The 15830-nt window shown below is 54.6% G+C and carries 11 protein-coding genes and 6 pseudogenes; 12 read left to right on the top strand and 5 right to left on the bottom strand.

Annotated elements, in window-relative coordinates; all coding sequences use genetic code 11:
- Positions 1 to 3: 3 nt before the first annotated feature.
- Positions 4 to 243 carry a hypothetical protein gene (locus PACILC2_RS14470; protein WP_213529243.1) on the top strand — a complete coding sequence of 80 codons (240 nt, stop codon included), beginning with the start codon at positions 4 to 6 and terminating at the stop codon, positions 241 to 243.
- A gap of 445 nt (positions 244 to 688) precedes the next feature.
- On the opposite strand, the pseudogene PACILC2_RS14465 reads toward PACILC2_RS14470, so the two are convergent.
- The 4 genes and pseudogenes from PACILC2_RS14465 to PACILC2_RS14450 all read right to left on the bottom strand — a co-directional run bounded on the left by PACILC2_RS14465 (position 689) and on the right by PACILC2_RS14450 (position 3900).
- Positions 689 to 1250: pseudogene (locus tag PACILC2_RS14465) on the bottom strand (transcriptional regulator).
- Between the two features lie 194 nt (positions 1251 to 1444).
- A pseudogene (locus PACILC2_RS14460) lies at positions 1445 to 1995 on the bottom strand (NAD(P)H-dependent oxidoreductase).
- A 217-nt stretch (positions 1996 to 2212) separates the two neighbouring features.
- A complete protein-coding gene (locus PACILC2_RS14455) occupies positions 2213 to 3310 on the bottom strand; it encodes a methyl-accepting chemotaxis protein (RefSeq protein ID WP_213529242.1) in 1098 nt (365 codons plus the stop codon).
- 41 nt (positions 3311 to 3351) lie between these two features.
- A complete protein-coding gene (locus PACILC2_RS14450) occupies positions 3352 to 3900 on the bottom strand; it encodes an MCP four helix bundle domain-containing protein (RefSeq protein WP_213529241.1) in 549 nt (182 codons plus the stop codon).
- A gap of 159 nt (positions 3901 to 4059) precedes the next feature.
- On the opposite strand from PACILC2_RS14450, the pseudogene PACILC2_RS14445 reads away from it, so the two are divergent.
- The 9 genes and pseudogenes from PACILC2_RS14445 to PACILC2_RS14405 all read left to right on the top strand — a co-directional run.
- Positions 4060 to 5126: pseudogene (locus PACILC2_RS14445) on the top strand (alpha/beta fold hydrolase).
- Between the two features lie 366 nt (positions 5127 to 5492).
- A complete protein-coding gene (locus tag PACILC2_RS14440) occupies positions 5493 to 5687 on the top strand; it encodes a hypothetical protein (RefSeq protein WP_213529240.1) in 195 nt (64 codons plus the stop codon).
- Positions 5688 to 5761: 74 nt separating this feature from the next.
- A complete protein-coding gene (locus PACILC2_RS14435) occupies positions 5762 to 6415 on the top strand; it encodes a nitroreductase family protein (RefSeq protein ID WP_213529239.1) in 654 nt (217 codons plus the stop codon).
- 28 nt (positions 6416 to 6443) lie between these two features.
- On the top strand, positions 6444 to 6638 hold the full coding sequence (locus tag PACILC2_RS14430; protein WP_213529238.1) for a YezD family protein: 195 nt from the start codon (positions 6444 to 6446) through the stop codon (positions 6636 to 6638).
- 169 nt (positions 6639 to 6807) lie between these two features.
- A complete protein-coding gene (locus PACILC2_RS14425) occupies positions 6808 to 8007 on the top strand; it encodes an LLM class flavin-dependent oxidoreductase (protein WP_213529237.1) in 1200 nt (399 codons plus the stop codon).
- A gap of 21 nt (positions 8008 to 8028) precedes the next feature.
- Positions 8029 to 8800, top strand: a pseudogene (locus PACILC2_RS14420) (ABC transporter ATP-binding protein).
- A gap of 60 nt (positions 8801 to 8860) precedes the next feature.
- Entirely contained in the window at positions 8861 to 9703 is an 843-nt protein-coding gene (locus tag PACILC2_RS14415) for an ABC transporter permease (RefSeq protein ID WP_372447136.1), read from the top strand.
- A gap of 109 nt (positions 9704 to 9812) precedes the next feature.
- Positions 9813 to 11151, top strand: a pseudogene (locus PACILC2_RS14410) (LLM class flavin-dependent oxidoreductase).
- 189 nt (positions 11152 to 11340) lie between these two features.
- Positions 11341 to 11694 (top strand): annotated as a pseudogene (locus tag PACILC2_RS14405) (nucleotidyltransferase family protein); the annotation flags it as partial.
- Positions 11695 to 11748: 54 nt separating this feature from the next.
- Here PACILC2_RS14405 and PACILC2_RS14400 read toward each other — a convergent pair.
- Positions 11749 to 12834 (bottom strand): aliphatic sulfonate ABC transporter substrate-binding protein, encoded by a 1086-nt coding sequence (locus tag PACILC2_RS14400; RefSeq protein ID WP_213529234.1) that lies wholly within the window; start codon positions 12832 to 12834, stop codon positions 11749 to 11751.
- A 293-nt stretch (positions 12835 to 13127) separates the two neighbouring features.
- On the opposite strand from PACILC2_RS14400, the gene PACILC2_RS14395 reads away from it, so the two are divergent.
- Both PACILC2_RS14395 and PACILC2_RS14390 read left to right on the top strand, forming a co-directional pair.
- Entirely contained in the window at positions 13128 to 14960 is a 1833-nt protein-coding gene (locus PACILC2_RS14395; RefSeq protein WP_213529233.1) for an AraC family transcriptional regulator, read from the top strand.
- A gap of 32 nt (positions 14961 to 14992) precedes the next feature.
- Positions 14993 to 15781 carry an IucA/IucC family C-terminal-domain containing protein gene (locus tag PACILC2_RS14390; protein WP_213529232.1) on the top strand — a complete coding sequence of 263 codons (789 nt, stop codon included), beginning with the start codon at positions 14993 to 14995 and terminating at the stop codon, positions 15779 to 15781.
- Positions 15782 to 15830: the final 49 nt, after the last annotated feature.

The following is a 15830-nucleotide window of genomic DNA, read 5'->3' as shown; positions in this document are numbered from 1 at the left end:
GATGTGGTTCGGGCGTTAGACGTGGTGAGCGGTCAAATCGCCGATGCGCAGACGGAAGCGGCATCCTCGGACCAATTGTTCGAGGCTATCTACGAATCGATGAATCAAAATATTCGGGAATTGCAAACGAACAAGCAGGATCTCCGCTCCTTTGTCCAGGTTATTGAGGAGATCGGCACGGCCACACAGAAAGTATCGCAGTCAGCCGAAAAGCTGAACGATCAGACGCTGCGTCAATTTTGACCGGTGTTTCCTTCTTGCCGATTGATGGTTCGGGAGCTCCCTATTTTGATCCGACATGAGCGGAACCCGGGTTCGTTCGCATAGAGCGAAGCGGATGAGCTAGAGTTAGGCATCGCGGCGTCTCGGCGTCTCATATGACGCTGGGCGCGGCTTCGCCGAGTTGGCTTCGATAGGATGAGCACGAGACGAGTTTGCTCAGCAATAGCTGCTGAGAATGGTGAACCCGGGGTGGTTCGTTTACGGACGTCGGAAACGTTCTTTGTGCTAACGAATCTCACAAGCTTTATTTTGGCCAATAGGCTGCTTTTTGGAATTTTAACGAATCTGAGCCACCTTATTTACGTTTTACCGCCTGAATTCGATCGCTTTTAAGCAAATAGCGTTGCTCAGATTCGTTACAATTCCGGAACATCGATTTTTGACCAAATAGCGATTGTGAGATTCGTTAAAAAGTCGATGGAAGCTTGTAGGTCCGGTAACGTTGATTGCCGCTGGCGATGTCGAGCTTTTGCTTGCCGACCAATTGACGGAGAATCCGTCTCGCATACTGTTCGGTAAGCCGCAGATGAGCGGCGAGTTCTTTAGGTGTGAAAGGTCGCAGCATGCGGCGCGCAAATCGTAAAGCTTCCGCCTCGGCCCAAGTAGGCGATCGGAAGAAAGAGCCAATCGTCGAGGGCGAGCAACGATTGCTTCATACATAAATCCTTGAAGCGGCTGGCCTCGATATCCCGGGCATGACTTCGATAATCCTGAATCTCGATACATCCTTTGGCGTTGCCCGGTAGATAGGCAAGATCCAGATACCGGTATCCGTTGTTGAAATCTCGAACTTCATATTCGGGATATAAGTGATCCAGGTTGCCGATGGCGGGATACCATATCCAGCGCAAATAGTCTATCGTTCCACGGCTCAGCCCTTTTTGAAGAAACTCCCGTCTGCGCGGGTTCTTTTCCTCGGCAATCTGCTTGGCGATCCAATGGCTGTACAATGCGTCAAAGTTGCTCATCCATAACCACACCCCGTCCGATTAAAAATAAAATACCGCCCCAATACGCCCATGTTCCGAACGAACATGACGTATGATAGCGGTATGTGCTTCACACCGATAGATTTAATCCCAATTTACCATATGCCATACGGTTCATCAAGCCGGATCGCGGTGAGCTATCCCTGGAAGTTCCGCCACGCCGGGATTCGGTTTTAACGGGTTTGCGACAAATTGGCAAGTTCGTCGTACGGTGCGGTCAAATATGCGGCCAGCCGTTCGGCGCTCTCTTGAATTTCTTCATCGCTCAAATACGGCGTTCCGTATAGAATAAACGGCGGCAAATAGATCATTTCGGTAAGAAATGTAGTCGCTTGCAGCGGAATTAAAAATTGCTCCATCGTATATTTGCTTCTGCCCTCGGGCCGGTACGAATCTTCCGGCCTTCCCGCCGATATGGCCAATACGAATTCTTTGCCGCGCAATTTGTTCCCGGTGCCGTAGCCGAAGCCGTACGTGAAAACTTCATCCTGGTATTTTTCAGCAGGGGCGGAGTGCTGTGCCAGTAAAAAGGAAACTGGAATACGATCCGATCATGTTCCGTCAGCAGCCGTTGTTCGCGCTCCACGTCCAGCACTTCCGTCGGGTAAGTCTGATATAAATCGTGCACCGTAATGTTTTGTTCTTTCTCCAATCTTTCCTTCCATGTCCGGTTGACTCTGGATTCCTGCAAACGGGGATGGGCGACGAGTGTAAGTGTTTTCATGATTCGATGCGTTTCTCCTCTTAGTTTCGCTTTTTGTTACGAGTATACAAGTATAATAGCACAATCCTGCGCCCGAAGCCCAGCGGCAGCCGCGGGACGGCGCTGGGCGGCACGGCCGCTTGCCGAGGTCGATGCGGTCTCGGCAGTGTCGGAGTCTCCGGATATGAAGCTGAAGAAAGACGAAAAACCCGCAATATATGCGGGTCGATCGGAACATTCACACGCGGAATCGTGAAATGATATCGTTTAATTCCTGGGCTGTTCGACTCAATTCGACGGAAGCTGCTGATATTTCTTCCAAAGACGCAAGCTGCTGTTCGGTCGCCGCCGTAACTTCCTGGGCACCTGCCGACGTTTCCTGCGAAATGGCGACCGTTTGTTCCATCGACGCAGAAATTTCTTGTGAGCTTGCAGCCATTTGTTCGGAGACGACAGATGCTTCCTGAACTTCTCTTTCCACATGATGCACCGATTCCAGAATCTCAACGAAAGCTTGTTTCGCATCGTTGGCGGCGTTCATGCCGTTTTCCACCTCCCGGACGCTGGAACGCATCGCTTGTGCGACTTTGTTGGATTGAAGCGAGATATTTTCCAAAAGCCCTGCTACGCTTTGTGCCGATTGCCCGGATTGATCCGCCAGTTTCTTCACTTCTCCTGCAACTACGGCAAACCCATGCCCCGCTTCGCCTGCTCTTGCCGCTTCAATGGATGCGTTAAGCGAAAGCAATTGGGTTTGGGCTGCAATTTCTCGCATCAAGCCGACAATACTTCCGATTTCGGATAACCGTTCGTACAACTGATCCATCATCTCGGATGATTCCGTGGCGGCATGCTGAACCGCTTCCATACGACTGTAGAGGTGCTGCAAAAGCTCGCTTCCCCGTTCCGCTCTTTCGGCTGTTTGCAGAGACGATGCGTGCATGCCTTCCGTTGAAGCGGCCAATCGTTGAATCCCCGTCGACAGCTCTTCGACTGCGCGGGAATTGGATTCCGCTCCTTTTGCCTGATTTTCCGCTCCTGCAGCGATATCCTGAATCGCAGTTGTAATTTGTTGCGCCGCTTGCGTCGACTGATCGGCGCTTGCGGCCAGTTCCCGGGAGTTTGTTGCGACTTCTTCCGCGCTGAGAGCGACAGTGCGGATCAGCGAACGCAAATTGGACGCCATCTTCTGGAATGCCGCAGACATGCTTCCCATTTCATCACGGCTTCGAATGACCGGAATGTCTTTCGTCAAATCCCCATCTGCGATCAATTGCGCGGCAGCAGTCATTTCGACAAGCGGCTTGGAAAGGCGAGAAGCAAGATAAAGCGCCAATCCGATCGCTGCCGTTATCGCAATGACCAGCGTCAGTAGAACTACTTTTGCGCTGTTTCGACAGTCGCTTTATTTTCCCGGCTCGCATTCTCCATTTGATTCTGTTGATAGGAAGCGAGACCGTCGCTTTTTGTCCGGATATCCCGGCTGAGCGGAAACAAATTTTCTGTCGCGTATTGCAGCGATTGTTCGGGTGACTTCTGCATCAGGCTAACAAATTCCGATTTGGCATGCTCCAGTTTTTCAAGGTTCGCTTTCATTTCCTGCAGCAAACGCTTGTTGTCTTCCGATTGCACCATGGCGGACCCTTCTTGAATCGAATTCGCCAATTGGTTCATAGCCTCGTTCATTTTATCCAAAGCGGCCGAATCGCGCGTGAGCAGGAAATCACGAGCACTGCTGTTGATCTGGGTCGCCTGTATCTGCATCTCTTTCGCTTTAAGCAATATGAGCGCTCTCCGGTCTACAAGGTCCGAATAACTACGGTCTACGATTCCCATATACGCGTACGCTATTATGCCCGCAACGCCAAGCATAACGGATATGGCTAGAAAACTGGTCAGTAATTTGATACGAATTGGAAATCTCATGATGATATTGCTGCATCCTCCTGCTATATTATGTTATTTGCTTTTTATAATATCAAAAATTGACGAATTTTGTCATCGGGTTATTGCAGTCTCCGGTTCCACATTGTTGATATAATGTTAGAATGGAAGTAATGCCGCCGCGACCAAGGAGACTTCGAGATGAAAAAGAAAATTGTCAAAATACTGAAAATCGGCATCGTCATATTCGTTCTGCTTATTGGAACCGGAATGGTATTCCCGACATGGACCCCCCGAATAAAAGGAGACTATAGCATCAGTACGTTAGGGCAAGTGGAAATCAACGGCACCGGGCATGAAGTGATGATCAGGGGCGCGGACCGGCGCAATCCGATTGTCATATTCGTACATGGCGGCCCGGGTTGTTCCGAAATTCCTTATGTGAGAAAATACCAGGACTTGCTTGAGGAGCGTTTTACGATCGTTCATTACGATCAGCGGGGGAGCGGAAAGTCCTATCATTTTTTGAGGACTACTCCGATTTGTCGACAGACCTGCTCGTAGACGATTTGCTGGCATTGACCGATTATGTGACGGAGAAACTGGGACAAGAGAACGTGCTGCTGATCGGCCATTCTTTCGGCACATACATCGGGATGAAAGCGGCGGCCAAAGCGCCGGACAAATTTGCTGCCTATATCGGAATCGGGCAAGTTTCGGATCATGTAAAAAGCGAACTGGACAGTTTGGACTATACGATCGAGCAGGCGAAGCTGGCCGGCAACGCCCGCGATGCGGAAAGGTTGGAGCGTCTGCGCGAACCGATCGGGAAAGGCGAGCGGATCACTCCCAGAGACATGGTTCGAAAATATGGCGGCGCGGCGAGATTGATTGACGACAATATGGATTATTACACGGGGTTCCTCTTTAATCCCGAGTACAATTTGCTGGATGTCATACGCTATTTGAAAGGAGTTTCGCTGTCGCAAAAAATATTGTTGGCGGAAGAAGCGAAAAACAATATTGTCCATATCGTCGATCGATTGGAGATTCCCTGCTATTTCGTGATGGGAAAATATGATTATATGACATCGGCAAAGGCGGCGAAAGAATACTTCGATATGCTGGAAGCTCCGGTGAAAGAATTTGTTCTTTTCGAAAAATCCGCTCACTATCCGCAGTTCGAGGAGAAAGCGTTGTTCGCCGAATGGCTGTACCGGACGTGGAGCCGGCAAATTTCCAAACCCGGTGTTGACAGCTTCCGGTAAACATGTTAATCTCTTATCAGTCCACTTATGCCAACTAAACTCATTGGAATTATAAAATATGTCCACCAAATATTTTGGAGACTTTCTGCCGCTCCCGGAGCGGGAAAACGGAAAGTCTCCTTTTATTTTCTCATTGACGAAAGGAGGATCGGGTGAAGCGATAGACCGGTGGGCATGATGCTGAAATCCGTGTATGGAACCTGAATGCCGAGGAGGAATGGCAATGAGCAAAGAAGTGCTGGATCACCAGAAATTTCGCATCGAACTGGAGGACGGTTCCTTTTTGTCGGGCGACGTGCGGACGATCAAGGACGGCGCCGCCAAACCGGTACTGCTGATCGGACACGGGTTCCGCGGCCATAAGGATTGGGGGACAGCGAGCGGCTGCTGGCGCAGAACCGGGCGCTTCGCGAGCTGGCGCCGCATCAGACGTTCGTCGCCGTCCCCGGAGGCAACCACACGTTCGGAGTCGCCGATCCTTACGAAGGCCCGACCGATGCGCTCGATCAGGCCTTCGAGGAAACGGCCGTCTTCCTGAAGCGCGTCTTCAGGCAGGCATAATCGGCTGGCACGACGATCGCCGGGCGTTCGGTTTTCGGTTACAAACCCTTATATCAAGATTGGGAGTGGTCCAGATGAGCAACATTCATTCTTCATTCGCTGCAAGCCCCCCGGCAGGATTGTCCTATGACGAAGAGGTGCTTGCAAGCCGACAACCCGATTATCCGGTGCATCCTCTCATTCTGAACAGGTGGTCGCCGCGATCCTACGCGACGATCCCGGTCAGCGACGAAGTGCTGTTCACCGTGCTGGAAGCGGCGCGGTGGGCGCCTTCCGGGGGCAATCAGCAGCCTTGGCGGTTCTATGTCGCCCGTACGAAGGAAGAGCATGAAGTGTTCCAATCGTTCATCCGGCCGCGGAACCAGCTGTGGACGCGAAAGGCGCCCGTTCTGCTGCTGATCGCATCCGAGAAATTCCGTGACAACGGCGAACCGTTGAATACGCACGCCTTCGACGCCGGCGCGGCATGGGCGACGCTGGCGCTGCAAGCGCGGCTGCTCGGCTTATCGACCCGCGCGGTCGGCGGCTTCGATCAGGAGCTTGCCCGGAAGACGCTGCAGGTGCCGGATTCGATTGCGCTGCATGCGGTCATTGCGCTCGGATACCGGGGCCGTTTGGACGAGTTGGATCCGAGCTTCCACGAGCAAGAAAAACCGAATGGCCGGCGGCCGATTGCAGACAGCCTGCTGCCGATTGCGCCGCCGGACACTGATCTGGCAGATGTCTAAATTCGTCAATGAGAAGGAGATATGTACGATGACCAAACTGGAATTCGACGAGACGATCATTCGTTGGATATTGGAGGAAGTGAACGGACTGGAATACGGCGTCGTTCAAATCAACGTGCACGACGGACGGATTGTTCAAATCGAGCGAACGGAACGCAAACGGTTCGACGTGCGTCAGTCATCGCGCCCCAGAGCAGGCAAAATATCGTATCGACCTCGGTAATGCGACACCTAACCCAGATGTCGACCGGTTTGCCGGAGACTTACCACCGCACGGAGGCTGTGCGGATATTGGTAAGTCTTTTTTGTCCTATCGCTGCCAGGAGGAGATGAGTGACTTTATTCTGAGTTGAATCATGAAAATATCTGAATGATCGAGGGGTGTGAGTAATATGGCAAAGCAAAATCAGGAAGTGGAGTTCGGCTGGTTCATTCCGACGACGGGGGACGGCAAGTATATCGGCGTCAAACCGGAGCGGGAGTCGACGGGGGAATACATGATCGAAGTGGGCAAGGCGGCCGAGCAGGCAGGCTTCACGTTCGCGCTTATCCCGACCGGCGGCTCCTGCATCGATTCGTGGATCGTCGGATCGCAGATCGCGGCGCATACGAAGATTTTGAAGCCGCTTGTCGCTTTCCGTCCCGGTCTGATCGCGCCGGTGCTTGCCGCCCGGATGGCGGCGTCGCTCGATTACGTATCCGGGGGCCGGGCTCTTGTCAACGTCGTGTCCGGCGGGGCGCCTGCCGATCTGATTGCGACCGGCGATCCGCTCGCGCACAATCATGACGAGCGTTACGAGCGGACCCGGGAGTTTCTCGAAATTGTAAAGGAGGTATGGACGCGTTCCAAACGTAACGGCGAACAATTCCTCGCCGCCAATTCCTCCTATGGCTCGAACGAGAAGCTGTCATACAAGGGCAAGTATTATCAGCTCGACGGTGGCGCAAGCCTTCCGGCGCCTGTGCAGGACCCTCACCCCCCGCTTTACTTTGGCGGCAGCTCCAAGGCCGGCAAACGAACGGCGGCAGAAACGGCCGACGTATACCTGATGTGGGCGGAACCGCTCGATTGGATCCGCGAGCAGATCGAAGAGATGGAGACGCTGCGCGCCGAATTGAAGCGCGAGAAAGGGATCGAACGGAAGCTGCGCTACGGTCTCCGCGCGCAGGTGCTCGTGCGGCCTACCGAGGAAGAAGCGTGGTGCGTGGCGTGGGACATCATCAGCAAGGTCGCCCCCGCGGCGATCGAGCGGTCCAAAGCCCGCTTCGACAACACGGATGCGACGGGCCAGAAGCGGCAAAACGAGCTGCGCGAGCAATCGCGGAACAACGACTTTCTGATCGCTCCGAACTTGTGGGCGGGATTGTCGACCGTTCGCGGCGGCGGCGCGATGCTGCTCGTCGGTACGCCGGAGCAGGTGTCGGACCGGCTGCTGGAATACGTCGATCTCGGCATCTCGTCCTTCATCCTGTCGGGTTACCCGCATCTGGAGGAAGCGAAGATTACAGGCGAGCTGCTCCTTCCGCTCGTGAAGCGCAAGCTGGCGCAGCGCGAAGGGCGAGATCCGCATCCGTTTCATGAGACGGCCTGAGCCGGAAAGGAGAGGTTGCAATTGTCCGCCGCTTTGCAGATCAATCGGTTGAACAAGTCGTTCGTCACGCCTTCGGGCGTCGTTCATGCGCTGAAAGACATTCAACTGCACGTGCGTCCCGGCGAGTTCGTCACGATCATCGGACCGAGCGGCTGCGGAAAGAGCACGCTGCTCAAAATTATCGCCGGCCTCGATATCGACTATGACGGCGAGGTGCTGCTGGATCAGCAGCCGGTGAGAAAGCCGGGCATCGACAAAGGATTTATTTTTCAAGAGCATCGCCTGTTTCCCTGGCTTACGGTCGAACGGAACATCGCCGCCGATCTGCCGCTTTCCCGTCCCGACACGCGCCGCAAGGTCGACGAGCTGATTGAGGCCGTGCGCCTGAAAGGCTTCGAAAAGCGTACCCCCGCGAGCTGTCCGGGGGAATGTCCCAGCGCGTGGCGATCGCCAGGGCGCTCTTGCGCAATCCGAAAGTTCTGCTGCTCGACGAGCCGTTCGGAGCGCTCGACGCTTTCACGAGAGGACATATGCAGGAAGTTCTGCTCGACATCTGGAGAAGAAACAAGACCATGATGATATTCGTCACGCACGATATCGACGAGGCCGTCTTTCTCGGCAACCGCGTCGTCATCATGGACCCGCGGCCGGGTACGATCCGCGGCGTCATTCCGATCGACCTGCCGTATCCGCGCAAAAATCCAGCGGCTCGTTCCAGGAATTTCGGCGCCGCGTATTGAGCGAGTTCGAGAAGATCGATGAGCCGGAGCTGGTCGACAGCTACGGCATTTAACGATATTCGAGACAGAGAGGTGTTACCATGAATTCTACAGAAGCGATCGCCCGTCCTGTTTTGCCGAAGGAAACCGGAAACGGCTTGCCGCTGCCGGAATCGCAGCGTGACCATTCCGGCGGCATCCGGTCGAAACGCCCAAATAAACGGACTGTCCTGATTCGCGGCTCGCTGCTGCCGGTCGGCATTCTGACGGTCTGGCAAATCGCAGGTATGCTGGAACTGATCTCCGCGAACTTGCTGCCTACGCCGGTGGCGATCGGCCGCTCGTTCGTGGACCTCATCGTTTCCGGCGAACTGTTCGGCCATCTGGGGATCAGCGTATACCGCGCCGCCCTCGGCTTCCTGCTGGGCGGGGGGCTCGGTTTGTTGTTCGGCTTCGCCGTCGGCTTGTTCCGGCGGTTCGAGGAGACGGTCGACCCGACCGTCCAGATGCTGCGCATGATTCCGCATCTGGCCATTACGCCTCTGTTCATCCTCTGGTTCGGCTTCGGCGAATTTTCGAAGGTGCTGCTCATTGCCAAAGGCGCGTTCTTCCCGCTGTACGTCAATACGTTTCTGGGCATCCGCAACGCGGACTCGAAGCTGTTCGACGTAGCGCGCATCCTCGAGTTCAGCCGGTGGAAGCAGATTACGCGGCTCGTCCTGCCGGCCTCTCTGCCGAACATTCTGCTCGGACTGCGCCTGTCGCTGGGCGTCTCCTGGCTCGGCCTCGTCGTCGCGGAGCTGATGGGCTCCAGTGAAGGCATCGGTTATTTGATTATGGACGCTCGCCAGTTCTCCCAGACGTCGATCGTGTTCGTCGGCATCATCATCTTTGCGATCGTCGGCAAGGCGACGGATTCATTCGTCCGTTACCTGGAGCGGCGGCTGCTCCGATGGCGCGACAGCTTCAACGGTTGATCCCCAATTCAACGGTTGATCCCCAATCCCTGTACGGCAATCCCGTCGGCAGCCATCCGTTTCCATCCGGGAGCTTTTGCATGAATTTGGGAAAGAGAGGGGTTACAGGATGAGCAAACGAGACCGTCAGCTTCACCTGAATTTGTTCGTCGCTCCGATGGGGCATCATGAAGCGGCTTGGCGACATCCGGATACGAACGTCAACCAATTATTGGATTTCGCTTATTATCAGCGGATCGCCGTCAAAGCGGAGGCCGCCAAGCTGGATTCGCTTTTCTTCGCGGACCGGTTGTCGACGAGCCCCGCTATGGTCCGGTCCGGCGCGGCAGGCGGTTTGGAGCCGCTCACGCTTCTGACCGCGCTCTCGGTCGTCACCCGCCGGATCGGCCTGATTGCGACGGTGTCCACCAGTTTCAACGAGCCGTTCAATCTGGCGCGCCGTTTCGCCTCGCTCGATCATTTGAGCGGCGGACGCGCCGGTTGGAACATCATTACTTCCGGTACGGATGAGGAAGCGCAAAATTTCAATCTCGACCGGATTCCGGAGCATGCGGAGCGTTATGAGCGGGCACGGGAGTTTCTCGATGTCGCGACGAAGCTGTGGGACAGTTGGGAAGAGGATGCACTCATTTGCGACCAGCAGGCGGGGATTTATGCCGATTCCGCCAAGGTGCATGAAGTAAACCATAAAAGCCGGTTCTACTCGGTGAAAGGGCCGCTGAACGTGTCCCGCTCCCCGCAAGGGCGGCCGGTGTTGGTGCAGGCCGGATCTTCGCGGGACGGCAGGCGGTTCGCGGCCGAATTCGCCGAGGCGATCTTCACGGCGCAGCAGACGTATGAAGATGCGCGTCTTTTTTACCGGGACCTGAAGCGGCAAGCGGAACAATTCGGCCGTTCTCCGGAGCATGTACACATTCTGCCCGGCATTTGCCCGATCATCGGCCGCACCGAGGAGGAGGCATTGGAGAAGGAAGCGAAATTGATCGAGCTCAGCAATCCTGCTCACAGTCTGCTGATGTTGTCGAAACGTGTCGGGTTCGATTTGTCGGGCTATCCGCTTGACGGACCGTTCCCGGACCTTCCGGTCGAAGAAGTAAGGGGACATGTAAGCCGGACGGATTTGATCGTACGGCTGGCTCGCAGCGAGAATTTGACGCTGCGGGAAGTGCTGCATCGGTTGGCCGGCGGACGGGGCCATCGGACGATCGCGGGGACGCCGGCGCAGATCGCGGATCTTATCGAGCATTGGTTTACGCAGGAAGCGGCCGACGGCTTTAACATTATGCCCCAGGTCATGAACGGGGGGGTTCGATGACTTCGTCGATTTCGTCGTCCCGGAGCTGCAGCGCAGAGGGTTGTTCCGCACGGAATATACGGGCGCAACGCTGCGCGATCATTACGGCCTGCCTGTCCCGGCCAATCGGTTCGTCCGTGAACACGCGCAATGAATCGTAGAAGAGAACAATTTTTCTTTCATCTATAAAGGTATCTCTGACCGGCAGTTTGCGGTGCAAGAAAATCCTTCCAACTATCTTGCGATTCAACTACAATAAGCATATATGTTCGGGAGGAGATCGTTTTTGAAAATAGAAAATGAGCAGGACATCATTCAACTTGTAAAAGACGACGCGTGGATGAAGCAGCTGGAACAAAAGCTTAAAGGTATGAATCCCGACATTCCTTGGTCTGTCAAAAATGAAGCAAGAATGCACATTGTAAATAACATACCGCCATATACTTCGTCCGTCGATGCGATCTCAAAATTTCCCGAAACCGCGACAGCATTAGGGCTTGCGTTAGACGAACGAAACGACGTGGTCTTAGCTGCCCCTTGCGGTATTGAAGATGTGCTGAATTTGCTTGTGAAACCGACGCCTTGCTTTGCAGAAACGAAGGAACGAGCCGAAATTTACGAGGAACGGATCGCGAAGAAAAATTGGAAGAGCATTTGGACCAAAATAGAGGTTTGCCATATTCGGCATACCTGCTGAAACCCAAGATATGTCGAGAAGCCAGCGAATTCACGCTGGCTTTTTGAATTTTCTTTATTTCCCCTCCTTCAGTTCATTCAATGCCTGCTCGACAAATTTGCTCTCCAGCACCTTCGAGGTGTCGACCTGTTTGTCGATCGCGCCGACGGAGTATAAGAAGTCGGCTTGTTCCTGATGCGCCTTGGCGAACTCCGGCGTGATCGGGGAGAGCAGCGGTTCGGAATTTTTCAACACGGTCGCGACGATCTCCCGATCAAGCTTCTGCGACTTGGCTAGATCGTCGGTCACTTCCTCGATGTGCGTCGTAAAGTAGAGGCGGGCTTCCTCGTACGCCTTCAGGAATGCGACGGTCAGGTCGGGATGATCCGTAAGGAACTTCGTGCGGGCGATAATGAAGTCGGGGGCGTTAATGTTCAGGTCTTGGCCGGAAACGAGAACTTGGGCGCCCGTCTGGAACACGGCAGTCGTCGCATACGGTTCCCAAATGGACCAGGCATCTATCGCGCCGGAGTCGAGCGCCGGACGCGCTTCGTCGGGTTGAAGCTGAATCACTTTGATGTCGTCGCGATTCAGTCCGGCTCTGTCGATCGCCAAATAGAGGAAGTTGTAAGCGCTGCTGCCTTTGGCGACGCCGATCTTCTTGCCCTGCAAGTCTTTCAATTCCTTGATCGGGCTGTCTTTCGGAATGACGATCATGTTGCCCTTCTTGCCGTCGGATGTCACGGCCACAGCACGGAAATCGATATTGCCGACTTGGCCGGCAATGACCGGCGTTCCGCCTACGGCGCCGAAATCGATGCGGCCCGCCGCGAGCGCTTCGAAATGCGGAGGTCCGCTTGCGAATTCGTGCCACTTCACTTCGGCATTTACGGCAGCCAGCGCTTCTTCGAAGAGGGCTTTCTCGCGGGCGTACGGCAAAATTCCGGTCTTCCCTTGGACGCCGATGTTGATGACGACTTTCTCCTGTGTCTTCCCGTTCGAATTGTCGCCCGACTGGTCGCTTGCCGGTTGGTCACCGGAGCCGGAGGCGTTCGTGCCGGTAGCCGCGCTTTGGCCGCAGGCGGCCGGCAGCAAGGCGAGTACAGCGATAATCAAAACCGTGAGTGCATGATGCCGGGTTCGTTTGCTTACGTTTCCCATTCGGATTTCCCTCCTTAATCCCATTGAAACGATCGTTTGCGCTGCAAATATAAAGCCTCCTGGCGTTCCGAACGGGTTCGGATGGCAGGAGGCCTTTGGCGGACCAATCGGCAATATGCTGTTGGTAGACATCATAACATCATTAATCCTATTATTCAAGTGGGAATGATGATATTAAAGTAAGAGCGGCCGCTTTATTTTTGCCATCTAAATTGATAGTGATAATCATTATCTATATAATAGACTTATTCCGCAGGCCGCTATTTTCAAACCCGATACGGGAGGGAAACGAATTGACTTTTCAAGACCAGATGCCGCTATGGAACGATGCGGCTCTCCAGGTGCTGGACGTGCGTCACAGGATGATGCGGCCGGGCGAAAGCTTGCGAGCGTACCGGCTTCCGTCCAGCCTGTTTTTGTTTGCAACGCGGGGCAAGGCGCTGGTGTCGATCGATGAAATCGCTTACGAGGCGAATTCATGCCTGGTCTGCCACGCCGGTAAAGGCGCGATGCTCGATATTGCGCGGGTGGCCGAAGGTCTTGAATATTACATGGTGTTTTATAAAGCGGTATGGGCGGCGCCGAGCCGGGAACCGCTTCGTTTGGATCAGACGGACAATCCTTTTCATCTTCAATATGGTTTTGTGCCGCAATACCCGCTCTCTCTCTATTGGAAAGCGGAGGAAATGAACCGGTGTTGGCAGCAAGGCGGCATGCTGGAAACGTTTCATGTCAAAGCGTTGTTTCATCAATTTGTTTACGAGCTGCTGCGGCAACGGCACGATCGAGGCGAAGGGGCGGTGCAACCGAATCCGCTATCCCAAGCGATTCGCTATATCGAGGAATGCTACGCCGAACCGCTCACCCTGCCAGCTTTGGCGACCATGCTGGGCTGCAATGCCAGACGGTTGCAGCGGCTGTTCAATGCGAAGCTGCATGTCGGTCCGATGGAATATTTGATCCGGGTTCGTCTTGACAAGGCCAAGCTGCTGCTGCAGCATACGGACGTGCCGATCGTCCGGATCGCCGAGGCCGTCGGCTATTCGGACAGCTACTATTTCAGCCGGTTGTTTAAAAAGTACTTCGGCGTCTCGCCCCGCCAGTTTCAGGAGCAGGTCCGGCAAGCGGAACGCCGTCGTCAAAATCCATTCCATCTGTCGCAATCGTACATTGTTCCCGGAATTGCGCAAATGTATAGTAATACTAGTGATGATGAGACTCATTATCAATTACAGTCGGGGGCGGTTGTATATAAAGGAGGAGTGGGGCCTAACAGACGAAGATACATCAAGCACCTGAAAGGCGAGACGGAGCTGAAGCGGGCTCCGCAGAGAATCGCGGTGCTGGACTGTCAGTATATCGATCAGCTGCTCGCGCTTGGCGAACGGCCGGTCGGCAGCGTCAGCGGCACGACCGACGCCATGAAATTTCCCGAATACTTGTCCGACCGGCTGGCCGGCATCCAGGTGCTGGGAACGAAGGAAGCGCCTGATCTGGCGGCCGTCGCCCGGTCGGCTCCGGATCTGATCATCTGCACGGAGTTCCAGGAGAGCGTTTATGAAGAGCTGAGCCGAATAGCGCCGACCGTGATGTTCGACAGATATGAAGATTGGCGAATCACGCTTCTGACGTTGGGACAGATGGTCGGCAAGGAACGGGAAGCGCAGAACGTGGTGAACGAGTACAATCGAAAAATCGCGGCGCTGAAGGCCGCGCTCGCCGGCAATCTCGGAGGCGAAACCGTCGCCCTGATCCGGCCGCGCGACAATAAGATCCGGCTGCATATGACGGCGCATCGCACGGCGAAAATTTTGTACCGCGATCTCGGCATGGCGGCGCCGGCCATGGCTGTGGACGACCGGAGGACCAGCTCGTATATTTCGCTCGACGCAATGCCGAAATTGAACGCGGACCGGCTCTTCGTGTTGAAGGACGACACCAATGCGGAGCTAACGGACCGGTATCAGCAAACGGCGGTCTGGAACGATTTGAGCGTCGTGCAGGCCAATCGGGTAAGGACGGTCAACACAACGTTATGGATCGGTTACTACGGACCGATCGCGGTCAATCGGGTAGTCGATGAAATCGCCGAAGCTTTGCTGCGGCCGAATTCGAAAACGTCGTAAACGGGAAAAAACTTAAAAGGAAGAACGCAAACATGGGAACGATAAACCGGTTGGAGGCCGGGGAATGGGATTATTTGACGAAGCACTTTCGCATTTGCGAAAGTCCGCCGTCAAATTCGGCTGTCTCCATTCCGTCCGCCGATTTGCTCGACGAGGAAAAATGCGCGGCCTATTTGGATCAGCTGACCGGAGTTCTCCAATCGCCGTCGCGAATGGTTACGGCATCGATGTTTTCCAAGCGGTACGCATTCCTGACCGTTATGCCCGGCTTGTACGCGATGACCATGTACAACAAAGGAATCGATCTGTCGATCGGGAGCAGCCATCTTGAAACGTCCCCGGACCGCAAGTCGTGGTTGTCTCATATCCGTCTGGGCCGTTTGCATGTAAGCCTGCCCGCGGCCGGGAAACGGTCCGAATGGCGCGATCGCATCGCGAACAGTCTGTTTGCCGAACATCTCGCCCCGATATGGCGTTCCGTCTCCAAAGTCGCCAACGTTCCGATGCCGATTTTATGGGAAAATACGGCTGTCCGCCTGTTTTCCTTGTACGAGAAGCGAATGGAAGCGGAGGCCGGCGGCGAGGCGCGCTCCCGTATGCAGGAAGACTTCGAATATCTGATCGGCAAAGCGCCGGCGTCTTTGTTCGGGGAAACACGGAATCCGTTCGGCCGGTTTTACGGCGGCTCGCGCGCCGTTTCCGCATCGAAGCCATCGGTCCGCATTCGAAAAACATGCTGCTATTATTATCAAGTTTCCACAGATAGAGAGTACTGTACGGTCTGCCCGAAACTACATTACGCAAAGGACGGACGTTCATAAAGATCGATTACTTACTAAAGAACATTTTTACAGCGGCGGTAATCAGGGG

Source organism: Paenibacillus cisolokensis, assembly GCF_018403665.1.
Classification (GTDB): domain Bacteria; phylum Bacillota; class Bacilli; order Paenibacillales; family Paenibacillaceae; genus Paenibacillus_AH; species Paenibacillus_AH cisolokensis.
This window is presented reverse-complemented; position numbering and strand designations above follow the sequence as displayed.